16 protein-coding genes are annotated in these 24908 nt (G+C 48.3%); 7 read left to right on the top strand and 9 right to left on the bottom strand.

Annotation, left to right across the window (positions count from 1 at the left end; translation table 11 throughout):
- Positions 1-69: 69 nt before the first annotated feature.
- Together AC4PME_RS11300 and AC4PME_RS11295 are read right to left on the bottom strand one after the other, a co-directional pair.
- Complete coding sequence (locus AC4PME_RS11300; protein WP_491046007.1) at positions 70-1035, bottom strand: hypothetical protein; 966 nt, start codon at positions 1033-1035, stop codon at positions 70-72.
- Entirely contained in the window at positions 1019-1753 is a 735-nt protein-coding gene (locus AC4PME_RS11295) for a PhnD/SsuA/transferrin family substrate-binding protein (protein WP_491046008.1), read from the bottom strand. Before AC4PME_RS11295 ends, AC4PME_RS11300 begins: the two co-directional genes overlap by 17 nt.
- A 459-nt stretch (positions 1754-2212) precedes the next feature.
- Here AC4PME_RS11295 and AC4PME_RS11290 point away from each other — a divergent pair, with 459 nt between their 5' ends.
- From AC4PME_RS11290 to AC4PME_RS11280, 3 genes are all read left to right on the top strand, one after another.
- Positions 2213-2530: a hypothetical protein gene (locus tag AC4PME_RS11290; RefSeq protein ID WP_491046009.1), complete on the top strand. Its 318-nt coding sequence runs from the start codon at positions 2213-2215 to the stop codon at positions 2528-2530.
- A 198-nt stretch (positions 2531-2728) separates the two neighbouring features.
- Positions 2729-5848, top strand: a complete 3120-nt coding sequence (locus tag AC4PME_RS11285; protein WP_491046010.1) for a TonB-dependent receptor — start codon at positions 2729-2731, stop codon at positions 5846-5848.
- Between the two features lie 294 nt (positions 5849-6142).
- A complete protein-coding gene (locus AC4PME_RS11280) occupies positions 6143-9172 on the top strand; it encodes a TonB-dependent receptor (RefSeq protein WP_491046011.1) in 3030 nt (1009 codons plus the stop codon).
- Between the two features lie 102 nt (positions 9173-9274).
- On the opposite strand, the gene AC4PME_RS11275 is transcribed toward AC4PME_RS11280, so the two are convergent.
- From AC4PME_RS11275 to argR, 4 genes are all read right to left on the bottom strand, one after another.
- Positions 9275-10756 (bottom strand): efflux transporter outer membrane subunit, encoded by a 1482-nt coding sequence (locus tag AC4PME_RS11275; protein WP_119502586.1) that lies wholly within the window; start codon positions 10754-10756, stop codon positions 9275-9277.
- Between the two features lie 3 nt (positions 10757-10759).
- Positions 10760-13906, bottom strand: a complete 3147-nt coding sequence (locus tag AC4PME_RS11270) for an efflux RND transporter permease subunit (protein ID WP_119502585.1) — start codon at positions 13904-13906, stop codon at positions 10760-10762.
- A complete protein-coding gene (locus tag AC4PME_RS11265) occupies positions 13906-15078 on the bottom strand; it encodes an efflux RND transporter periplasmic adaptor subunit (RefSeq protein ID WP_491046012.1) in 1173 nt (390 codons plus the stop codon). The genes AC4PME_RS11270 and AC4PME_RS11265 overlap by 1 nt, the downstream gene beginning before the upstream one ends.
- Positions 15079-15335: 257 nt before the next feature.
- Positions 15336-15800 carry a transcriptional regulator ArgR gene (gene argR / locus AC4PME_RS11260; RefSeq protein WP_119502583.1) on the bottom strand — a complete coding sequence of 155 codons (465 nt, stop codon included), beginning with the start codon at positions 15798-15800 and terminating at the stop codon, positions 15336-15338.
- 225 nt (positions 15801-16025) lie between these two features.
- Here argR and mdh point away from each other — a divergent pair, with 225 nt between their 5' ends.
- Positions 16026-16964, top strand: a complete 939-nt coding sequence (gene mdh, locus AC4PME_RS11255) for a malate dehydrogenase (RefSeq protein ID WP_119502582.1) — start codon at positions 16026-16028, stop codon at positions 16962-16964.
- Between the two features lie 139 nt (positions 16965-17103).
- Here mdh and AC4PME_RS11250 read toward each other — a convergent pair whose 3' ends face one another.
- From AC4PME_RS11250 to AC4PME_RS11240, 3 genes are all read right to left on the bottom strand, one after another.
- Positions 17104-18426: an NADPH cytochrome P450 oxidoreductase family protein gene (locus tag AC4PME_RS11250; RefSeq protein ID WP_491046013.1), complete on the bottom strand. Its 1323-nt coding sequence runs from the start codon at positions 18424-18426 to the stop codon at positions 17104-17106.
- Between the two features lie 12 nt (positions 18427-18438).
- The gene (locus AC4PME_RS11245; protein ID WP_491046014.1) at positions 18439-19038 is read right to left on the bottom strand and encodes a PepSY-associated TM helix domain-containing protein; all 600 of its coding nucleotides are present in this window, start codon (positions 19036-19038) and stop codon (positions 18439-18441) included.
- A 142-nt stretch (positions 19039-19180) separates the two neighbouring features.
- Entirely contained in the window at positions 19181-21556 is a 2376-nt protein-coding gene (locus AC4PME_RS11240; protein ID WP_491046015.1) for a TonB-dependent hemoglobin/transferrin/lactoferrin family receptor, read from the bottom strand.
- A gap of 195 nt (positions 21557-21751) precedes the next feature.
- Between AC4PME_RS11240 and AC4PME_RS11235 the strand changes: the two genes are divergently transcribed.
- Genes AC4PME_RS11235 through AC4PME_RS11225 form a run of 3 tightly spaced genes read left to right on the top strand, consistent with a single transcriptional unit; the run spans position 21752 to position 24868 of the window.
- Complete coding sequence (locus tag AC4PME_RS11235) at positions 21752-22540, top strand: DUF4198 domain-containing protein (protein WP_491046016.1); 789 nt, start codon at positions 21752-21754, stop codon at positions 22538-22540.
- 10 nt (positions 22541-22550) lie between these two features.
- A complete protein-coding gene (locus tag AC4PME_RS11230) occupies positions 22551-23465 on the top strand; it encodes a calcium-binding protein (RefSeq protein WP_491046017.1) in 915 nt (304 codons plus the stop codon).
- A complete protein-coding gene (locus AC4PME_RS11225; RefSeq protein ID WP_491046018.1) occupies positions 23462-24868 on the top strand; it encodes a DUF2271 domain-containing protein in 1407 nt (468 codons plus the stop codon). The genes AC4PME_RS11230 and AC4PME_RS11225 overlap by 4 nt, the downstream gene beginning before the upstream one ends.
- Positions 24869-24908: the final 40 nt, after the last annotated feature.

Genomic DNA, 24908 nt, shown 5'->3' with positions numbered 1-24908 from the left:
ACAACTGGCTGAGCTAATACCTGCCGTACCGGGTACGGCGTTTTCTCTGGGCTGGTGGAGCAATCAGGCTTATTTTCCGAGTATAACAATGTCCTCATCAGTAATCGGGGGAAGTGCATAAGAATGCTGTTTGGATCTGGAGCCTTCACCCTGTGCTCTGGGCGGATAATATTTTTCCTTTTCCACCGGGAAGGGCTCAAAGGTTTCATCCAGCGCCGCACGGATCTCACTTAAGGTTTTATCCAGATTGGCATTGAAGTCCGGTCTTTTACGTTTGGTATGGCCCAGTTCGATCAGACGCAGGAAAACCCGGTTAGCAATGGTTATGAGTTCCTGGGGCACATCTTTATTTTGTGGCAAGGTCGCATCAGGATTCTCAATGCAGTATCTGACCAGCGCTGCGTAAAAGCAGAACGGCTTGTTCTGCATCAGGATAGCCCGGCCGTCCGCGCCGTTGCCGATACATTTCGTGTTAAGGTCGATAACCAGTTTAGGTTGGGGCGGTGGCGGTGCTTCTTCTTTCGCAGACTTACGCTTACTTCTGGCTCGCGGTTTGTAACCAATTAACACCGGGGCAGCAATCAAAGCCGCCAGAATGGCCAGCGGATGTACCTGAGCCGAAAAGTATAGCGGAGTAAGACTCAAACCAATGTCGATACTTTGCTCTGCGGTGGATAACGTGAATGTGGCGGTTTCAACCGTTTCTTCCACCGGCTCTGCAGTGGCAGTAACGTGCTGGATTTCACTGATTGTAAGAGGGTAAGACTGCTCCGCCAGAGTTGCATTAATGCGGCGCATATAATGGCGGACCGCGGCATCATTTACCGGTGTTTTCAGCGTTTCATTGCCCACATCCAGATAGGCGAGATCAAGACTTATCCGTCGTTCAACATTATCAATAGCCTGGTGACGATCAAGCCAGGCACCGGCAAACTGACCCGCGAAAATACAGCATTGAAACAGAGCAAACAGTCCCAGCGCGGCTGCTGCTGTTCGTCCCCACTGTGAGGCTGTCATTTCACTGAGCGTTTGCATTTACACAAGGCTCCTTCAGTTCTACCTGCTGATAGTATTTTTTATTCTGTGCGGCAGAAATGGCCTGAATCACGTTTTGCACGGCACATTTTAAATCTGTATTGCGGGTCTGCATTTTCAGGTACCAGCGCATGCCTTTTACGCTGTTTTCCAGCGGTGTGATATAAGTGCGCGACAGGATCTCTCCGTCATTTTTGTCCCAGTAGGATGAAATAATATCGACCTCACCGGAAAGCAGGGCTCTGCGCATCTCTTTATGAGAGCTGTAATAATGCAGCTCTACATTATTCGGATTCAAATCTAAAGTTTTCAGCACTTTCTTCGGCACAATATGGCCTGAGCGGCTGCTCGGATAATCCAGTATGCCAATCCGCTTACCCAGCAAATACTCCTTAGACAGCACCGGCTTTTCCTTTAAAGCGATAAAGTAGGCTGCATAGTCCTGGTGGGAGGCAACTTCTTCGTAGCCATAAATTTCACTGGCACCAAAGGCGCTGACAACATTGTTCTTTACGAGGGCAAGATCACTTACGCCGTGGTTGATGTAGCGGTAGGTATCGTAGTCATTTTGTCCCACCGTAATTCTCACATTACCAAACTGACGTTTAATCACCGGGTTCTGACAGAAAGCTTTCAGCGCACTTTCTGAGAAGGTTTGCTCTGTCAGATAGATGTCGAAATCGTCTGCATTAGACGAAAAACGGTCCTCGCAGCTCAAAACCTGACCAGTTTGCGGCGCAATTAAGGGCAGATTTCTAAATTTTTGAAAAAAACCTGTAGCAAGGCAGCATGCAGCAATAAGCACGACGATGATGACCCTGTATTGTTTCAAAAATGAAAAACTGACCACTTGAATAAATTTACGTAGGTTTATTTGTTGGCGTAATTTCACCAGTTAAGCTTATTTAATGCAATAGGTAAGTTTATTTTGTTTGTATAAGTTATTGTAAATATGGGGTTTTAAATCAATGAAGCTGAATTCCAATAAGCGGTGTTTATCTGAAAAAAATCTGCGTTGAATAGTCGGGCTGGCGATAAGCTGCACGTTCTGAAGTTTTTGCGTAAATTTTCCGGACCATTTGTTCCGGATAACAATAAAAAAAACAGTATGCTCAGCATCTTAAGTGTTACTCATTTACTATTGCTGTCATAAAGCTGACATAAAACTCACGAAGAATTGCAGCCGTTTCCAGTTAATGCCGGTAGCGTCATTTTCTCTGTTTTGATGTTGCTACCGTTTGTCGATTATGACCAGGGGAAAGCCAAATCTCCAAAGTGCATGGCTATTCCCCGGTCAGAATCACAAAAACGAATCCGTAAAAAAAAGAAAAAATACGGGCGTTGCAGCCACAGTGGTCAAATTTGCGGTCACCTGGCGCCAGAAAACTCACCAGCCAACAAGCGATTGTTGGCTGGCTTCTTTCCGTTATATCAGATGGAAGTGGCGGGTTACCTGCGAAAACAAGACTGGATTCTAATACTTGAGGGTGAGTGATTTTGCCGGGTTAAGTCACCGGTAAAGTTCGCACTAAATCGTGATGTGCTTGAAATTGAATGCAAAAGTGTCATGAACTGTCACATTTCTCTGATTATTGCCATTCAGAATCATGCGAAAGAGTAAATATCTTGATTGGTTGGACAAAAATAAAAAACCAACGTTCAAAGAATTTTTAAAAAAGATAGGGAAACACACATGTTTAACAAGTCTAAGCTAAGTCGTATAGCGTTGGCTGTTGCACTTTCTGTAGGTGTTGCAACGACAGCTGTTGCAGCGAATGGTCAGTCCGCCGCTATGCGCGGTGTTATCTCCGGTCCCCAGGGTAATCCTGCTGCCGGTAGTAAGATAACTATCATCCACATGCCTTCAGGTACTGTGAAAGAGTTTACAGTGAACGAAGAAGGTGCATTCTCTGCACGTGGTCTTCGTGTCGGTGGCCCGTACACTATTTATATAGAGTCAGATAAATTTCAGAGCACAGCTGTTGAAGATGTCTATCTCGAACTGAACGATACCCTTGTATTTGATCGTTCTCTGGAAGACCCAAGCAGTGTAGAGCGTATTACTGTAACCGGTTCTCGCGACTTTTTTGCTAACAATGGTTCAAGCTCTACCTTCGGTGAAGATACAATCAATAATACACCTACGTTTAACCGTGACTTGAAAGATGTTGTACGTCTTAACCCTCTGGCAGTAGTTAGCCCGACAGGCGGCCAGATGAGCATTGCTGGTCAGCATCCTAAATCAAACTCAATAACTATTGATGGTGTGGGTTTGAATGATACTTTTGGTCTGAACGACAATGGCTATCCTTCACAACGTTCTCCCGTTTCCCTTGATGCAGTAAGCCAGATTTCTGTTGATACAGCTCCATTTAATGCCCGTGCTGGTAAATTTACCGGCGGTAACGTTAACATCGTTACTAAATCCGGTACTAATGAATTCCACGGTACAGCTTTCTACGAGAAGGTTCCATGGGCTGGTACTGCGAAAAATGACCGTACTGGTGAAGAATTCGATGTTGAAAACGAAGAAGAAACCTTCGGTGCTTCACTGGGCGGTGCCATCGTTGAAGATAAATTATTTTTCTTTGCTTCGTATGAAGAATGGGAGGAAGAAATTCCTTTCGACTACAACCTGGATACGCTGGAAGGTCATAATGTAACAAATGACCAGGTTGACCAGTTTATTTCAGCGCTGAGCTCAGTGTACGGTCTGACTGATACTAAAGGCGGTAGTCCGGCACCAGACAACGACAAGAAAACATTGATAAAGTTAGACTGGAACATCAACTCTGATCACCGTGCTGACTTTACTTATAACTATCAGGATACAACGTCTGCCCGTAACTACACCAACAGCCGTTCAACCCTGAATATGAATTCAAATGCGTGGACTCAGGCGTCTGAAACCACCATTTATACCGGTCACGTCTATTCTGACTGGAGCAGCTCGTTTTCTACTGAAGCAACTATCTCCTATAAGGAGTTTTCACAGGCTTCTAAAACTAATTCACCGTGGGGTGAAATTAACGTTCGCACTGGTACAGGCACCATTGTCGCCGGGCAGGACGAGAACCGTCACCGCAACGAACTGGCCAACGAAGTTTGGAACTTTGGGCTGCATGGCACTTATTTGGCTGGCGATGTAGAGTATAACTTCGGTGTTGAAATGGAAGACACCTGGAATTATAACCTGTACGCCAGAAACTCAGCGGGTACGTGGCAGTTCGAATCGCTGGAAGATTTCGAACAGCGTCTACCAGACGAAGTGACTTACTGGAATGCCTATAGCAATGACACTAGCGACCTTGCTTATGATGTAAGTAGCAAGCTCTATTCAGTGTATGGCGAAGCTAACTTCGAGCTTTTTGAAGACTTTGAAGTGACAGCTGGTTTACGTTATGAGTACTTGACCGTTGGTGATTCGCCGCAGTTGAACGAAAACTATCTGGAAACTTATGGTTTTGCTAACACTGAAAACCTCGATGGTACCTCTATGCTGTTGCCTCGTGTGGGCTTCAACTGGGATCTTACTGACGATGTAACTATCCGCGGTGGCGTGGGTCGTTATTCAGGTGGTATGCCACTGGTCTGGATTTCCAATGCGTACACCAACGATGGTGTAACTATGTCTAACGTATACTACTCTGGCAGTGATATTGATCCAGCCAACGTTGCGTTTGATTCAGTGCCTCAGTTCCTGCAGGATTCTGTATCTCCTGGATCAGGTAATACAGTGTCTATCGATCCCGATTTCAATTTGCCTTCTGACTGGCGTTATCAGTTGGCAGTAGACTATCGTTTCGACATTCCGAAAGTGGGCGATAATTTTGCATGGTCTAATGAGATCACTTACATCGATAAGTCGGACTCAGTTTACTGGATTGAAATGGCTCGTGTACCGGAAACTACGCTGGCTGATGGTCGCATCATCTACGGAACCCGTTATGAAGGGACAGACCGTGAAGACAATTACGACATGCTGACTACCAACTCTGATGATGGCGGCCGTAATATCGTATTTACTTCTGCATTGAACAAGCAATGGGACAATGGTGTTTCAATGAGCTTGTCATACACCCATCAGGATATTACTGAAGCGGCTGCGCAGACTTCTACTACAGCACACTCTAGCTACGTATACAAAACCACGCTAAACCGTAACGAGCCAATCGTAGATACAGCTTATTATGAAGTTCCACATCGTTTCGTGTTTAACTTAGGTTACACCACGGAGTTCTTCTCTGGTTATAACACAACATTTAACCTGTACTGGGAGCGCCGTTCAGGTCGTCGTTTCACACCTACTTTAGGTCTGTATAACGATGGCGATTTTGGTGACCAAAGTGCACTGGATGGTGGTGATTACCTGGTTTATATCCCTAATGGTCCTGATGATGCTCTGATGGATTATGAAGGCGGCATGAGCTACGATGAAATCATGGAAGTAGTTGCCAACGCTGGTCTGGAAGGCTATGCCGGTTCTGTTGTACCTAAGAACATCGGTAAGCAACCGTGGATCACCTCTATGGATTTGTTCGTTTCTCAGGAAGTACCCGGATTCCACGAAGACCATAAAGGCATGGTTTACATGAGCATCGAGAACTTTGCTAACCTGCTGAATGACGACTGGGGTAAGGTCTACCAGGCTAGCTATTCTTCAATCGATCTATTCGATTTAGGTGGTCTTTCTGATGATAATCGTTATCAGTATTCCCGTGCATACGACGGCGACTCAGGTCAAAACTGGGATACTTTCGAAACTGATGAATCTACATGGCGTATTAAAATTGGTGTACGTTACACCTTTTAATGCTCATTTTTGAATGTGTTTAAGTCTTACTTAACACGACGAATTTAAAAGGGCCTGCTGCGATAGCAGGCCCTTTTTTTACGTTAGAATCGAGACAAATAATTAAGTTATATAAATAAAAATTTTATAATAAATTGATATGCTTGAATAAGATAAATTTAACCATTTCATGTCATAGATCTGACATCATGGTTTCGCAAAATTGGTTAAAGTAGCAACAATTACAGATTACCTGACAATAAGAAAAACTGGGCATCTGTAATAAGTTTAAAAACAACGATAGGGAAAACACACATGTTTAATAAGTCTAAGCTTAATCGCGTTGCGTTAGCGGTAGCAATGTCTGTAGGTCTGTCTACGGCGGCGATGGCACAGGTTACATCATCCGACCTGGGCGGTCAGATTTTGGGACCAAATGGTAGTCCGGCAGTAGGTACCGTTATTAAAGTAACACACGTTCCAACCGGGGCCGTTAAAACTGTGACAGTTAATAACGGTGGTTTGTTCAATTTACGTGGTTTACGTGTTGGTGGTCCTTATACGATAGAAATAGACTCTGACCAGTATGCCGATCAGACCATCAATGATGTGTATCTTGAACTTGGGGAAGAGGCAAGTATTCAACGTGTTCTTGAGCCAGTTGCTGACGATGTAGAAAACATCGTTGTAACAGCTTCGCAGGTAGGTAGTCTTGCGTTCGGTCAAACTGGCCCTGCAGTAAGTTTTGGTCTGGAAACGATGCAACAGGCACCGGCCATTAACCGTGATATCACCGATATCGTGCGTATTGATCCGCGTATCTATGTTGACGAAGGTGGCAGCAACGGTATTCAGTGTGTGGGTAAAAACCCGCGATTCAACAGTCTGACAGTTGACGGTGTACGAATGAACGACCTGTTTGGTCTGAATTCAAATGGCTACCCAACTGAGAGAATGCCTTTCTCTTACGATGCTATCGAAGGTGTATCTGTTGAGATTGCTCCGTTTGATGTTATCTACGGTGGTTTCTCTGCCTGTAATATCAGCGCGGTAAGTAAAACAGGTACTAATGAAGTTCATGGTAGTGCATTTTACGACTACGGTAGTGACAGCCTTAAAGGTGATTCATTACAAGGTGATGATGTTAACCTGGGTTCTTATACAGAGAAACGTTACGGCTTCACTGTTGGCGCACCACTGATTAAAGATAAATTATTTATCTTTGCTGCTTATGAAAAACTGGAAGGTGCTAATACGTTTGATCGTGGTGCTCTGGGCTCAGGCGCAGTGAACGAAGTGAACATTACTCAGGAGCAAGTTGCTCAGATTCAGGCGATTTCTCAGGAAATGTACGGGTTTGATGCCGGTACCGTGCCACTGAGTATGCCAAATGAAGACGAGAAGTTACTGGTTAAGCTGGACTGGAACATTAACGATGCCCACCGTTTTGCTTTTACCTATAACTATAATGATGGAAATAACTATGCCGAATCAGACGGTGACGTGAATGAGTTTGAATTCTCCAGTCACTTATATGAGCGCGGCGCTGAATTAGAATCCTTCATCGGTGTACTTTACTCAGATTGGACTGACAAATTCTCAACCGAGATCAGACTGTCCCGCTCTAAACTGGATAATCTGCAGCGCTCTATGTATGCGTCCCCTGTTGCCGGTGGCGCTGATTTTGGTGAAATCAAGATCGATCTTGCCAATGATCCTGACGACGATTCTGATGATCTGACAGTATATCTTGGTTCTGATGATAGCCGTCATGCTAACGATCTTGACTGGACCGGCACAAGCATGATGTTCCGCGGTCACTACTATTTCGACAACGGACACACGCTGACCTTCGGTTACGAGAACGACAAACTGGAAATCTATAACCTGTTCGTACAGCATGCTGAAACATCAATTCAGTTTGAAAGTATCGAAGATTTCTCAACAGGCTCAAATGCCGAAATCGAATACGGCTACGCATATTCCGGAAACCTGAATGACCGTGCCGCGGATTGGGGTTATACAGCCCATTCTACGTATGCACAGGATGAGTTTTATCTGACAGATGACCTGCGGGTTGTAGCAGGGCTTCGTTATGATTGGTATACCACTTCAGACCGTCCGGTTGAGAATGCCGAATTCACAGAGTCTTATGGTTACAGCAACACTGCTACCCTGGACGGTATCAGCTTACTTCAGCCGCGCATTGGCCTTAATTATACCTTAAGCGACAGCACCGAGCTGCGTGGTGGTGTAGGTTTGTTCTCAGGCGGTAACCCAAATGTGTGGATGACCAACAATTACCAGAACACCAACGTAACCGGTGGTGAGGTTGAAGGTTTCTATGAAAATCTGTTTACCGGCGTTACCTGGGTAAATACCGAGGACGGTGCGCCTGAAGGCCCTGGCTATTCCATTCCTTCCGACCTTGATGCACTCATGGATGCAGGCGAAGGTTCTAACTTTGAAAGTAACAATCTCGACCCTGATTTCGAAATGCCAAGCGAGTGGAAATTGTCTGCGGGTATGACCCACATCACTGAAGATGACTACATCATTAACCTGGATTTACTGGTAAGTATTACTCAGGACCAGGCGATGATTAAATATAAAGGTATTGAGGCAGTAGGTCTAACCGAAGAGGGTTACGTGGATTATGACAGAACGGGTTATGGGTCGCTCGAGCTGACAAACTCAAGCGAAAGCTCTACCTCTTACTCGTTAACTGCGACGGTTAACAAATCCTGGGATAACGGAATCAGCATTACTGGCGGGTATAACTACAGTGACGCGGAAGACGTGCAACCTATGACCAGCTCCGTGGCGTTCTCTAACTTCCAGTATCGTGCATTCACTAACCCTAATGAGGAAGTGTCTTCAACTTCAGACTGGAACATCAAACACCGATTTACAATGAACCTGGTGTACGTTAAAGAGTTCTTCGACGGACTTAATACAACTTTCTCTGCCTTTGCGCTGGCACAATCTGGCAGACCCTACAGCTTTACTCTATCTCAGGATGCATCAAATGGCGTATTTGGTTTCACGCCGTATCTTGACAGTAACAATGTATTACCAATGGGCGCTGAGCGCAATGGTGAAGAGAGCAGTTGGTGGACAAAGGTTGACCTTGCGGTAAGACAGGACATACCTGCATTCCTGCCTGAGCATACAGCACAGGTCTCCCTGGTAATCGATAACTTTACCAACATGCTTAACGACGACTGGGGTATTCTTGAACAAACTAACTACAACACAATTGTCGTTGGAACTGAGAATCCTGAGCGTCGCGTTGGTGACGCATCACTGTGGGAAATCCGTGTAGGTGTTAACTACAACTTCTAATCTGACGACAGGAAGCAGAGCTTCTTAACTCAGAAACAAAGCATATAAACCGCCGTTTTCTACGGCGGTTTTTTTATGCTTGTAGAAAAACTACCTCAGCATTTACTCACCGGCAGTTTCTGCATCGCCATCATCAACGCCACCCAGACCTCCACCCATCACCCGGTAAAGGGTTATGCGGTTGCTCAAGTCAATTAACTGTGTAGAAATCAGCGACTGCTGCGCACTGTACAGGGTTCGTTGTGAGGTGAGGGCATCCTGAAAACTGTTCACACCATTTTCATAGCGGGCCAGTGACAGGCGGTAACTGTCTGAAGCTACATCGACTAAATCCTGCTGCGCCCCAAGCTGACGGGCAATGGTGCCCCGTCTTGCCAGCGCATCTGCCACGTCAGAAAATGCGGTTTGGATGCTGTACTCATAAGCGGCAACCATTTTATCCCGATTTGCTTTCGCATAATCAAGCTGCGCATCGTTGGCGCCACCGGTGAAAATAGGCACCGACACTGAAGGGATAAGGCTCCAGATAGTGGACGCGCCACCGGTAAAAATGTCGGCCAGTACATTACTGGCCAGCCCGCCGGTAGCAGTTAGCGTCACAGACGGGAAGTAGTTTGCTCTGGCGGCACCAATATCTGCATTGGCTGATTTAAGGTTATGCTCCGCGGCAAGTATATCCGGTCTGTTAAGTAAAATGTCGGACGTCAGCCCTGCCGGGATCACACTGATGAAATCATCGTTTTCCGGCAGACCATCAGGTAACCATTGCTTGTCTACGCCACTGCCTGCGAGCAACATGAGCGCATTGATGTCCTGCGCCACCTGCGTAGTGTAGCTGGCAATATCTGCCATTGCGGTGTGATAGGTGGTTTGCGCATCCAGCACATCCACTTTTGAGTCGACGCCAAGCTCATTGCGGCGGCGGGTGATCTCCATGGCTTTCTGCGCGTTTTCTGCGGTTTCTTCTGCCAGTTTCAGCAAGCTCTGATCCGACGCCAGCGTCAGCCAGGCATTGGCGGTTTCGGCAATCAGCGTGATCTTTGCCGCTCTGGCTGTCTCCACAGAATAAAGCCAGCTTTGCTTATCAGCTTCGGTTGCGCTCTGATTCTTGCCGAACAAATCAATTTCGTATCCGCTTAGGCCGGCATCAGCTTCATAACTGGTGCTTACGGAGCCGTCTGACGATTTCGCCCGCGTACCGGTTACACCCGCATTCACTGTAGGAAACAATTCAGCCCGCTGAATGCGGTAGGTGGCTCTTGCTGCCTCTACATCTGCAAGGGTTTGTCGTAAATCCCGGTTGTTATCCAGTGCGGTCTGAATCACTTTCTGCATTCTGTCGTCGGTAATGAACGACTGCCAGGGAAGCTGCAAAATGGCGTTGTCTTCTTTGGTGTTAGCGTCCTGCATCGAAGTTTGATCAACCTTCGTTGTATCTGTGTAAGCCTCGCCTGCCGGCCATTCAGAGGGTACCGGTGAGGCAGGGCGCTCATAGTCCGGCGTCAGGGTTGCACAGCCGCTCAGCGACAGTGCGACAACTAAAGCGCACAGAGTTAACTTGCTGGAATGACGTGTAGATTGCATTGATTACTCCTTATCCGCAGCATTGTCATAAACGGGCTTTCTGGCCGGAAACGCGGTTCTTACCAGTACGAAAAACATGGGAATGAAGAATATGGCCAGCAAGGTTGCGGTAAGCGTGCCGCCCAGAATGCCTGTCCCGATGGAAATCCGGCTGTTTGCTCCTGCACCCGATGCGATAACCAGCGGGAAAATACCAAAGACAAAGGTAAGCGAGGTCATGATGATCGGGCGCAGACGTTGTGCTGCTGCGTGAATGGCAGCATCGACGGCGCTTTGCCCTTTTTCATACGCTGCTTCGGCAAACTCGACAATCAGGATGGCGTTTTTAGCCGATAACCCGATGGTGGTTAGCAGCGCTACCTGAAAGTAAACATCGTTTTCCAGGCCACGGAAAGTGGCCGCCAGCGCAGCACCAATTAATCCCAGCGGAATAACCAGCATCACCGAGAATGGAATAGACCAGCTCTCGTAAAGTGCGGCCAATGCCAGAAACACCACCAGAATAGAAATGGCATACAAGTAAACAGATTGTCCGCCGGACAGATTTTCCTGATAGGACAATCCGGACCACGCATAGGTCACCTTGCCGTTACCCACTTCATCGGCAAGGCGTTCCATTTCCGCCATCGCCTCGCCTGAACTGACGCCCGATGCTGCGCTGCCCTGAATTTCGTAGGAAGCCAAACCGTTAAAGCGGCTCAATGTTTGTGGCATCTGCGACCAGGAGACACTGGAAAAGGCACTGAATGGTGTCATGGTGGTGTTGCCGTCACTGTCAGTACCGCGTACGTGCCACTGGCGTAGATCTTCCGGTTTGGCGCTGTAGTTACTGTCGCCCTCAATGTAGACTTTTTTCACCCGGCCACGGTCCAGGAAATCGTTCACATAAGAACCGGCCCAGGCCGTAGATAGGGTGTCGGCCACATCTGACAAACTTAACCCCATGGCAACGGCTTTTTCGTTATCAATATCGATATCCAGTTGCGGGGTTTCACTAAGCGTGCCTTCACGCACACCGCTCAGCAGCGGATTAGTGCGGGCTTGTTGTAAGATGGCATTCTTAATTTCTGTCAGTTCGTCACGGGTCGTGCCCGCCGCTGCCTGTAACTCGAAGGTAAAGCCGTTACTTTGACCGAGACCCTGAATCACCGGCGGCAGCATAGCTATCACACTGCCGTCGCGGAGTTCGCTCATCTTCATCATCAGGCGACCAGCAATGTCTGATGCCGATTCACCGTCGCCGGTTCTTTCGTCCCAGTCTTTTAGTGACAGGAAGCCCATACCTGCGTTCTGGCCGCTGCCGGAAAAGCTAAAACCGGAAACTGTGAAGAAGTGATCAACCAGATCCGATTCCTCTTCCTGAATATAAGTCTGAATTTCATCAGCAATGGCGGTGGTACGGGTAATCGATGCACCGGCAGGCAAGTTAAACATCACCATCACATCACCCTGATCTTCCTCTGGCAAAAAGCTGGAGGGGAGTTTCACCATCAGCAGGCCCATTACGGCAATAATTACCACATAACCAGCCAGCCAGAATTTAGGGCGCTTAATCGCTGATACCGCACGCAGGTTATATTTGTCGGCAAACTTGTCGAACATGCGGTTAAACCAGCCGAAAAAGCCACCGGTCTGACGGCTTGCACCGGTATCTTTCAGAAGTGATGCACACAGCATGGGGGTCAGCGTTAGCGCCACAAACACCGATAGCAGCATGGACGAAATTACGGTTACCGAAAACTGGCGGTAGATAACGCCAGTTGAACCACTGAAAAAAGCCATAGGCAGGAACACGGCGCAGATCACAATGGATGTACCGATGAGGGCAGAGGTGATCTCTTTCATAGACAGGATCGTGGCATCCCGGGGCGACATCTTTTCCTCTGACATCAGCCGTTCCACGTTTTCAATTACTACGATGGAGTCATCTACCAGTAAGCCGATGGACAGCACCAGACCAAACATGGTCAGGGTGTTGATGGAGTAGCCCATCGCGGCCATGATGCCGAATGTACCCAACAGCACCACGGGCACGGAAATGGTAGGGATAATCGTAGCCCGCCAGTTTTGCAGGAACAACCACATGATCAGTACCACCAGAACGATGGCAATGATCAGGGTTTCCACGACTTCCAGAATCGATAACTTGATAAACGGGGTTGCGTCTTTCGGAAACGCCATTTTGTAGTTGTCCGGGAAATTCTTTTCCAGATCACTCAATACCGCTTTAACCCGTTCTGATGTATCCAGCGCATTGGCACCGGGAGCCAGCATAATGGCAATACCGGATGCAGGATGACCGTCGAGACGGGGAACCGCAGAATATGATTCACTGCCCATTTCAACACGGGCAACCTGAGATAACCGTACATCGGTGCCCTGACGGTCAGACTTCACAATGATGTTTTTAAAATCGGAAACACTCTGCAGCATGGACTGAGCCGTTACGGTAGCATTCAGCTCTTGCGTATCCGGCGAAGGCATGTCACCGATTTTACCGGCGGGCACCTGCACGTTCTGGGCGCTCAGGGCGGAGGTAATATCTGAGGGCATCAGTTCGTATGCCGCCAGCTTTGCCGGGTCGAGCCATATGCGCATGGCATACTGGGAACCGAACACGTTGATGTCACCCACACCTTCAGTTCGGGCAATGGTGTCCTGCATATTTGAGGCGATATAATCCGAGATATCGAACTCAGAGTCCTCGTCGGTTTCGTCGTAAACAGCAGCGATAAGCAGCATATCGCTTTGCGATTTGGTTACCGTCACCCCTTCAGACTGCACGGCAGAGGGCAAGCGGGAGTTCACCTGTTGCACTTTATTCTGAACCTGTACCTGGGCGTAATCGGCATCAGTTCCCTGCTCAAATGTCAGCGAGATACTGGCGCTTCCCGCAGATGAGCTGGAGGAAGAAAAATACAGTAGACCATCCAGACCCGTGAGCTGTTGTTCCAGTACCTGTGTGACGCTGTTCTCTACGGTCTGGGCGTCTGCACCGGAATAGTTGGCACTGATGCTTACTGTAGGCGGCGCAATATCAGGATATTGGGCAATGGGTAAAGAGAGTATGGAAGCGGTTCCCGCCAGCATAATAATAATGGCGACAACCCATGAAAATACGGGCTTATCTATGAAGAATCGGGCGAACATTACTCATTTCCTCCCTGATTTTTCGCTTTAGGTGCTGCCACTCTGCCATCTTCGTTCAGCGTCACGTCGGTAACGGTGATGTCTGCGCCGTCCTGTAAACCGTCGATACCCTCCACAATCACTTTTTCACCGGCCTTAATGCCGTATTCAGTCAGCCATTTATTACCGGTGGCTTCCTGTAAGGTCAGCGATCTTTTCACCGCTTTACTCCCTGAAGCGACCCAGGCGAAAGCATTACCTTTATTGTCAAACTGCACGGCTTGCTGGGGTACAAGAATCGCGTTTTCGTCTACCGCTATGGTGACTTTGGTGCGGATAAACATGCCGGGCATGAGAATGCCGTCCGGATTGGGAAAAGTCGCCCGTAAGGTGATAGAGCCGGTGGCTTCATCAACAGCCACTTCATGCATAGTGAATGAGCCGGTTTCATCATATTCAGTATTATTTTCCAGCATGGCGATAACATCACTGGAGCCGGATGTTACGCCCTCGCGCTGCATCATTGCACGGCGCTCAAGCACACCTTCGCTGGTTTCTGTCATATCTATATAAATCGGGTCGAGCTTGCGGATGGTGGTTAACGCCGTGTCCTGCCCCTGAGTGAGCAATGCGCCTTCGGTCACATTAGAAATGCCAGTACGGCCACTGATGGGGGCAGTAATGCGGGTGAAAGCAAGATTCACATTGGCAGAGTCCAGCGCTGCCTGTGCTTTCGCCAGTGAGGCCTGCGCAACCAGATAGTCTGCATGGGCGTTATCGGCATCCTGTTGGGAAATACCTTCTATCTTTAACAGGTTCTGGTAGCGCTCATCAATCAGCCGGGTTGACTCCACAGACGCTTTCGCGCTCACCAGATCGGCTTTTGCTTCGTTCACGCTGGCGCGATAGGTTGAATCTTCAATCTGGTAAAGCAACTGTCCTTTTTCTACAAAACTGCCTTCTTCGAACAAACGCTGTTCAAGTACGCCGCCCACCTGCGGCCTGACCTGTGCGGTTTGCTGCGCCACAACACGGCCTTGCAGCGTGCGGGTAATCGGGAATGTTTGTGCGGCTATGGTAATTGCACTGACGGCGGTGGCGCGGGGCGCAGAGCTTTGATTTTGTGTTGTGTCACTGCAGGCTGAAAGGGTAAGCAGGCTGGTGAGAACACAGAGGGTGGTGGCGATCTTCATGGCGATTCCTTGTTTAATCCGGAGCTGACGGCGCTAAGCGCTTTCCCGTCAGTTTGCTGAAGCAGAGTGTATCGACAAGGAGGGTTAAGGCAGGGTTAACGCGGTTTTATGAGAAGGCAGATTAGCGAAAAAGCGGGACGAATTTACTCATTCACCGGCGTTTATGTCGCGAAGGGACGCGCCATTTACAAAGGGGTTACAATGCTGAAGGAATAAAAAAAGCACCTGAAAAGGTGCTTTGTGCAGTAACAACTGTGTCAGACGTTTTCGAACAGGTTCTCTACGCGCTGACGAATTTCTTCAATTCGGGTGACGTCAGCAGGAGCGATAAAAATCGTATCATCACCGGCAATGGTACCCAGCACGCCGTCTTTCTGACTCAGAGAGTCAAGCAATCTTGCGATAAGCTGTGCGGCACCGGGGCTGGTTCTTATGATTACCATCACATTATTGTGTACAATGTCGAGCACGAGCTGTTTAAGCGGACTCTTCGCCGTAGGCATGCCAAGTTCAGGTGGTAAACAGTAAACCATATCACCGCGGGCATTTCGCGTTCTTACCGCGCCGAATTTACTCAGCATACGGGACACTTTTGATTGGCTGATGTTATCAAAACCCTGTGATTTCAGTGCTTCAACGATTTCACCCTGAGACCCGAAGCTTTCTGCTTTCAGGATCTCTTTGAAGGCTTTGATCATCTTTTCTTGTTTTACGTTAGCCATATTTTCCTGTCGTATTTGGTGTTTAAGGGTACAAACCGCTATTATTGTGCCGTAGTCATCACATTTAAGCAATATTTATGCATATCCATTCAAATTATTGCATAATCTTGCGGCTTATACCCATTATGCATGCATAAGACCATTGGGTGATTGAGTTTTTTTACGCGTTGATTTACTGTGACGCTCCGTTTTTTTGACGAGTAACTATTCCATAGGAGAAATGGTATGAAAGTAGCCGTGTTAGGTGCTGCCGGTGGTATTGGTCAAGCGCTGTCATTGTTGTTGAAAACACAATTGCCAGCAGGTTCTGAATTAGCGTTATATGACGTTGCGCCAGTTGTTCCTGGTGTTGCTGTTGACCTGAGCCACATCCCCACCGCGGTGAAAGTTACCGGTCATGGTAAAGATGATCTGGCTGATGCGCTAACCGGTTGTGACGTTGTTCTTATTCCGGCCGGCGTTCCGCGTAAGCCTGGTATGGACCGTTCTGACCTGTTCAACATCAATGCCGGTATCGTTAAGAACCTGATTGAAGGTGTTGCTGATAACTGTCCTTCTGCTTGTGTTGGTATTATCACTAACCCTGTAAACACTACTGTTGCTATCGCTGCTGAAACGCTGAAAGCAAAAGGCGTGTACGACAAGAACAAGCTGTTCGGTGTTACTACTCTGGACGTGATCCGTGCTGAGACTTTCGTGTCTGAACTGAAAGGTCTGGACGTATCAAGCGTACATGTTCCTGTAATCGGTGGTCACTCCGGTACGACAATCCTGCCTCTGCTGAGCCAGGTTGAAGGTGTTTCTTTCACTGACGAAGAAGTAGCAAGCCTGACTACACGCATCCAGAATGCAGGTACTGAGGTTGTTGAAGCGAAAGCTGGCGGCGGTTCTGCGACGCTTTCTATGGGTCAGGCTGCAGCACGTTTCTGTCTGTCTCTGGTTGCTGCAATGCAAGGTGAAAACGTTGTTGAGTACACCTATGTACAAACTGACGACAGCGATGACGCGGCATTCTTCGCACACCCTGTACGTTTAGGTCCTAACGGCGTTGAAGAAATTCTGCCATACGGCGAGCTGAGCGCTTTCGAACAAAAAGCGAAAGACGACATGCTGGAAGGCCTGCGTGGCGACATCAAAATTGGTGTTGAATTCGTAAACGGCTAATTCCGTTTCGGTGATGCATTGAAAAAACCGGCTTTTGAAAGCCGGTTTTTTTATGCCCTGCTTTCAGGCACAGAATGAATTGTTTGAAAGTAAAGGATGATTTAAGGATGACAGCGCTCCTGAGCGATTTCAGAGCGACTTAATACACATCCCTGTGATAACGGTGGCTGTCGGTTAACTGCTGCACCTGTTCCTCTCCGAGCATCCTGATTAATGTGTGGTGTACGCCTTCACCCATACCATCGTAGCTGCCGCAGAGGTATATCTGGCCATCATTGTTTACCACATCACGCAGCGCGTCTTCGCTTTGCTGCAGCGCTTGTTGCACATACATGGGATGGTCCGGACAACGTGAGAATACCCGTTTCACGGTGACATTGGCTGCGTTCAGCACCTGTGCAGGAATAACTTCTGACAGAATGTCATCAAGTTCCCGTGTGCGTTCACCAAATAACACGTAGACCGGTGCTGTATGTTGCTGCTCTGCTGCCTGCATCCACTGAGCACGGATACCTGCCAGTCCACTGCCGGCAGCTATCAGAAGTAGTGGTTTGTTGTTAAGCGTGAGGTGGCAGGCGGGGTTTACATGCAACCTGGCTTTAACTGTGTCGTTTATTTTCAACTGCTGTGTCAGCCACCCTGAGGCCAGGCCCTGACTGCCGTCCTCTTTTATCGCCAGCCTTACAATCAATTTAATGATGTTACTTTCGCTGCTTAAAGAGGCGATGGTATAGCTGCGGGCGATTTCCTCTGATGTATTCAAAGGCAGTACATCAAGAATATCACCGGCTTGCCATTGCTGAGCATTGTGCCCGGCGTAAAGATCGATTTCAAAAAGCGGGTGACGGGGACCACTGTTGAGTTGTCGCCGGCGGATAAGCGTGAAATCCTCATACGCGAGTACAGCCACACTTGCAGATGAGTATTGTGCCAGTTCCGCAGTCTCTTCACCTTTACTGTGATCAAGCTTAACCAGTGGCGCAACGGGGCTGGCACCCAATGCATTCAACCGCTTATCAATATGTTCGCCGAAAGCACAAAAATGCGGATATTTACTGTCTCCCAGCGCGACGACTTCATACTCGAGATGAGATAAATCAGTTTCGTTCCTGCGGGTACGGTTCAGGGCTTTGAAAAATGAACGTCCGTTATCGGGCGGCTCACCATGACCGTAAGTACTTACTACAAATACAGCCCTTTCGAATTCTTTCAGACGCTCCGGTGAGATGGCTGATAATGGCATCAGCACACCGTGTTTAAATTCACTGTGGTTTGCAGCATATGCTTTTGCCAGTGCCTGTGCGGTACCTGTCTGGCTTGCCCAGGCAATCAGAATGTTGCTTTCCTGAGTGTGCTGCCTAAGCAAATGCTTCCCTTTGTGTTTCCAGAACAGATAGCCAACCCAGAGGGAATAGGCCGCTACCATGCAAAGCCCCGTCAGTAATCGTTCAAACTCGGTCACAACCAGAATACCTTAATGAATAAAAACCAGCATAATGAAAACAGGGATGAGGAAACCCAGTGCCGTTACCGGCCAGGTTGACGCTTTGTGAGGCGCCTGTTTTATCAGTAATTGCAGTCCGGTGACGGTGAAAATAATCACTACCACAGAAAAAATATCAATAAACCATTGCCACACTGTGCCGGTATTCCGGCCTTTATGTAAGTCGTTAAAGTAAGCTATCCAGCCGCGATCTGAGCCTTCGTAAATTAATTCACCCATTTCGGTATCCACCGACAACCAGTGATCCTGACCGGGACCGGGCCAGGAAACATACAGCTCAACACCATCCCATTCTCCTTCCTTATCAGACGGCGGCGTGATGCGCTGAACGTCAGCCAGCCAATTTCTTAATGAAGCGGGCAGGGCGACAGAGCCTTCAGGCAACTCACTGATATCAGACAGCACATTATCCGGTAATTCCGCCTCAACATTTCTTACCTGCGGCGCAACTTCAATATCCGCCGCGTGATTAAGCGTGATACCGGTTATGGCGAACATGAACATGCCAATCATACAGATGGCGGCTGAAATCCAGTGCCATTGCCGGGCACTGCCAAAGGAAAATCGCATAGTGTTACTCAAATTCGGGAATACAGGCTTTGTAACATAATTCAAAGCAGGATAGGGATATGATAATGGGAATTATTATTTTTTGAAGTGAAGCCGGCCCGCATAGCAGGCCGGTTATCGTCATATCAGAGTAATTTGGTTATCAGAAAGTGTAAGTGATATAGGCACTTGCGCTTCGTCCCGGTTCAGAGAACCGCTGGTAACCGGTACCGCTTACACCTGAGAAGAAACCACCATTACCTGAGCGAAGATTGTCTACAACACCCCAGTTGTAGAATTCCTTATCTGTCAGGTTGTAGATAGCTGCTGTGAGTGTCAGGTTTTCTGTTATCGCATAGAAACCGGTGAGGTCAAACACTGTATAGCTTTGCGGGTAGAAGAAAGGGCCACTGCCATTGTTCAGCGAGGTGAAACTCTTCTGATCAGACTCATCCATTCCGGCTGAATAAACCATGTGGGCTTTAATACCCCAGTTGCGCTCGTCTGAAAGGTAACCAAGGCTCACCGTCGCAGAGTCAGGTGCCAGAGTCTCAAGATCATCTCCTTTATCGTAGAAGTCGAAATCACCTTCGCTGGCCGGTGTGTATTCAGACAGGTATTCACCGTCCAGGGCGGAATACGTCAGGCGACCGGTAATATTGTCTGTGAATAAATAAAAGGCACTGAATTCAATCCCTTCTACTTTTATTTCACCGGAGTTCTGTGCCTGGGTATAGACGTCTTCTGTCAGTACTTCACTTGTACAGGTACCGGTGTAGTAACTGCAGGTTTCAATATTTACTTCAGCATCGTAAGGGGTAGAAAAGGTTTCGCTTTGGATGCGGTTTGTATAGTTTGTTCTGAACGCGCTCAGGCTGATAAAGCCTCGTTCGAACTGAGCCAGGTAGCTGATTTCATAGTTAACAGACTTTTCCGCATCCAGGTCCGGATTCGATATTTCGTCAATGTCCTGATACACGGTGCCGGTCACTGTATCCGTAATTTCTTCGCCGGAGTTAGTACCAAAATAGAGTTCCTGCAGCGTCGGTGCTTTATAGCCCTGACTGATTTTTGCCTGAATTTCCTGACCGGGAACGAATTCATAGCTTAATCCTACTTCACCGATTAGAGCATTAAACTGCGCATCGGAAACGCTCTGGCCCAGCGGATCGGAAAAACTGTCATTTAATTCCGGTTCATAGTCTGTTTTGTCGTAGCGTGCACCTACATACAGTTTTACTGCTTCGTTCAGTGCCATGGTGTCGGCAGCATACACAGACAGTACGTTTTTATCTGATGCAGGAACAAAACCCTGATCCAGAATAGGATAGCCATCGAGTACCGGGTCGCTGGTGGTTTCACCATCGTAGCGGCGGTCATACATGATGTTTTCTACGGATACAGACTGATAATTCACACCATAAGCAAAGTCATGGTTGATATCCCCTTCAACCGACTTTTTAAGGTCGATATTCAGACTGGTGGAATCCTGTTCAAAGCTGCGATCTTCCTGACGAAGAACTACAGCGCCACGGCTTGAGTAAAGAAAAGAGGTCAGGCCGGATGTGTACAGCTGCTGATAATCCACTTTCACTTCAATGCTGTCGAAGAAAAGGTTACCGGCATTGTCCTGTTTATAGAAAATACCCGCGCGCTCGCGGTTATTTTCGTCATTACTGCTGAAATTATAATAGCTGGCAGTTTCACCTTCTGCCGGTTCACGGGACAACGGCGTGCCATCTGAAGAGCGGTCAGTTTTTTCGTAAACCACACCAATTTGCGCATCTTCAGATAAGTTATAGGCCAGCTTCAGCAGCACGGCATCTGAAGTGTTATCCATCGGATCGGCCTGTCCACGTGCGGGTCCGGCAATACCTGCACCGTTACTGTGGGCTTCCGTTTCATTGCCGTCACGACGGGTGTATTGCAACAGGCTTTCAAAATTGCCGGTACGGTTTGCAACAGAGCCGTTGATCAACCATTCGTTTGAACGTGAATCGAAACCGGTTTTGACTCTGCCGCCGGTTGCATCGCCGGACACAGGCAGAAAATCTGAGGCATCATTAGTGACATAGGTTACTGCCCCGGCCAGTGCGCCTGAGCCGTTTGCGACAGCACTTGGACCTTTCGAAATTGTTACGGTTTTAACGTGTTCAAGTTCTACCTGACCACGGCTCGAACCGAACATGCCGTAAGCCGCAAAGCTTGACGGGTTAAGTGTTTCGCCCTGAGAGATACCGTCTACGGTTACGGCAACAGCATCACCTTCCAGACCGCGGATATTGAATCCGTCATCACCGAAGCGGTTTCCTGAATCATTAATTTGAACGCCGGCTTCATAGCGGGCGGTATCTTCGATATTGGTGATAGATTGTTCTGCCAGCGTTTTAGCATCCAGAGTAACCGCAGTGGATGTCATTTCTTTACTGTCTTCGCTCTGTACTTTGGTTGTGGCGAGTTGTTCTTTTTCTTGTGCGAAAACATTACCAGACAAGATCGCCGTGACTGCAAAAAACAGGGCTGACCGTTTGAAGTTCATGAGTGGCTCCGTGCAATATTAATAAAAGTGCAAATAATTAGTATTTAGATCTAAGTGGCGAAAAGGGGAGAGTTATGCGATGCGCAGAAAAGGTGTTTAACACTATCGCCGCTCAGATTTGATTGAGGATGATATTGATAACAATTCCTATTTGCAATAAGATCGGGAAACTTTTTACAACCTAAGTACTAAAAAATGAAAATAAAATCCTTAGCACTGGCAAGTACAATGATATTGCTTGCACCCATAGCGAACGCCCACACTCCTTACCTGAAACCGCTTAGTTTTGAGCCGGTTAGCCGTGACTCGATGACCCTGGATGCGTCATTCGCAGAGCAGTTTTTTGTGCCCGAAGTGGCCATCAGTAATGCGCCTTTCGAGGTTGAGCAGCCGGATGGCAGTGTCGTACCGGTAGAGAGGGTAGTGAATCTGAAAACCCGTAATGTCCTTGAACAGACACTGGAACAGGAAGGGACCTATAAGTTTTCCACCGGTAAGCGGTTGGGGGCGATTTTTCGCGTTTACGATTTGAATGGTGAGCGCGGTTCGGTGAGAGGAAATGAAGAACCTTTACCGGAAGGGGCTGTGTTGACAGAGCACTTTCAGTCGGTGACCAGCGCGGTTGCTTACGTGACGAAGAAAGGTCCTACTGAAAAAGTACTAGCCGGTACGGGTAAAGGACTGGAGATCGTGCCGGCGACCCATCCTAATGGTTTGTTTGCGGGAGACCGGTTTGAATTCACCCTGCAGTACGAAGGTAAACCGCTGGCTGAGCAGACGGTAACGGTGTATTTCGCCAATGATCAGTTCAGCGAAGAAGCTGATTTTCAAAAGTTAACGACCAACTCAAAAGGTGTTGCATCGGCCACCCTGGATAAACAGGGATTGTATTTGCTGCAGGTCCGCGTGAAAGAAGCTGCACCGGAAGGCGAAGCGGTACCGCTTTACAGCTACACAACCACGTTGACGTTAGAAGCTTTTTAAGGAGTCCATCATGAAAACCCGTATTTCTATTATTGCTACAGCTTTGACCCTGCTTACCAGCACCTGCTCACTCGCCGCTCCTCACAGTGCCAGCGGTATTATTTTAACCTACGATCTGGATGGTAACGAAAAGCTGTCTCTGGAAGAATTTGTTGATGCCCGCAGACAGCGTTTTGCCGCAACGGATACCAACCACAACGGTACCATCGAAGAAGATGAGTATGTTTACGAGTGGGAAGGTCATATGAAAACACGCATGGCGGCTGACAGAAAAGCGTCGGTGAAACAGACACATATTCGCTTCAACGCCATAGACAAAGATGACGATAAACAAATCACCAAAGCTGAAATGGATGCAGTGGGCGGTCGGGGCTTTGACTTCATGGATCAGAATAAAGACGGACTGATCCTGGCCTCTGATCCTGAGCCGGTACGCGAAGGCCGCAGTGCAGACAGTGATGACAAGCCAAAGCTTGAGCAGCGCCCCATGTTGCGCATGCCGACCACACATAATATCAAAGGCTTCATGGATTTATATGACACCAACGGTGACGGCAAAGTCGATAAGGCAGAGTTTCAGGCTGTCAGAGATGAACAATTTGCCCGTACTGACGAGAATGGCGATAAGGTACTGACTGAGCAGGAATATGTGCTGGAGTTTGAAGACCGTCTGGATGCGCAGTATGAAAAAACCTACGAGGGACAGGTAAAACAGACTTACGTGCGTTTTGGTGTACTGGACAAAGACGAAAACGGATACATGACGTTTAACGAATACATGCAGTCCGGCTTCCGTTCTTTCAGCCGCTATGATACCACCGGTGATGGTTTCATCACCATCGACGATCCGGCTCCGGTATTTGAACGAGAAAGCAATGATAATGACGACAAGGCAACGCAAACTGCGAGTGTCAGTAATCCATGAAACGTCGCTTCATTATCTGCCTTCTGAGTACCTGGACAGCGGCAACTGTTCAGGCCGCCGGTTCAGCTCAACCTGAGCCGGCAAAGCAATCTTTTCACATTCAGCAGCCCGGCTACGACGTCACGGTCATCATGGAAAGTGGCTATGCAAAGGTTGAGCAGGAAGCGCTGAATGCACTGGTGCACGACACGGCAGAGGCTACAAACCCGCAAGGCAGCTTACTGACGGAACTCTCCCGCGGGGGAACGCATGAATTGCCATCCTGGTTGTATGAGGGCATCGCGAAATGTGAAGCCTGGTTTCAACTGACAGAAGGGAAAGTCAGTTGCCGTAATGGTGCGCTGTACCGTTACTGGGAGCAGTATGTTGCCGGGAATGAGTCTTTGGAACGGCGGGATGCACGGAAACTGGCGAGAGCATCCAGAGTTACGGCAGTGTCGTTAACTGCGCCGGCACAACTTACCATGCCGCAGGCTATGCCTGACGGACCATTCTGGAACGTTGGCATTATCGGTGACGCACTGATGGTTAACCGGATTTCCGGTTACCTCGCTGAGAGAGCCGGTGCCGGCGCTGCCTTTTCCGTTCAGGTGAACGACACAGTGTCCTTTTACGGGACGTCGCCGGAGGAGCGTATGCTATTTGGTGAACCTGTGGCTGATCATACCGGACCCTTTTCCGGTTCGGTCATAAATACTGTCATGAGAAAAGTTGTTGCCGGTGCAAAGGAAGCCGGCGTGCTGGACAGCAGTGATGGCTGGCCTTCCTCCGGTTTAACATCTCATGTGGTGGCGAAAAATGTGTTTGATGCGGCTCTGGCCGCTCAACTGGCGGTGATAACCACAACGACACAGATGCAGGATTTACTCAGCGACAAACTGGATGTGCTGGTAAAAACCACTGATAAGAAAGGCAGGGTGAATACGTCAGACGGTTACTTTGCCTTCTGGCGGGGGAAGGATGATGCCGGTGTGACTGCGCTGGATATCGATGTGACGCTGCCCCGTTTTAATGTCAGTAATTATCATGGCCCCTATGCATCGGTATGGCTTACCGGGGAAGATGCACAACTGGTTAAAAGCTTATTAATTCGCGGAGACAGCCAGCGCTGGCTGACAGAATTAAGAGTGTGGTGGCGTAAAATCGGACGTACACATGAAGATTTCATTGACGGTTTTGCCGGTGCGACCCGCAAGAACAAGCCTCTGCACGTACACTGGGACGGATTTGACGAACAGGGAAGGCCGGTCACGGATAAGAAACTTGTGCTGAATGTAGAAGTTGCCCGGGAAGATGGCGGCCGTAACTATCAGAAAATCCCGCTGGACCTGAATGCCCTGATTAAGCAGCCCCTCCATACAGCCGGTAAAGGGGAGATTGGTGACATAACCGTATCGTTATAAGTGTGTGTGGCGGACAAGCCGCAACAGAAGCAAAAAAGCC

It is taken from the genome of Alteromonas sp. (assembly GCF_984505615.1).
Note: the sequence above shows the minus strand (reverse complement) of the source record. Positions and strands in the feature narration are given on the sequence as shown.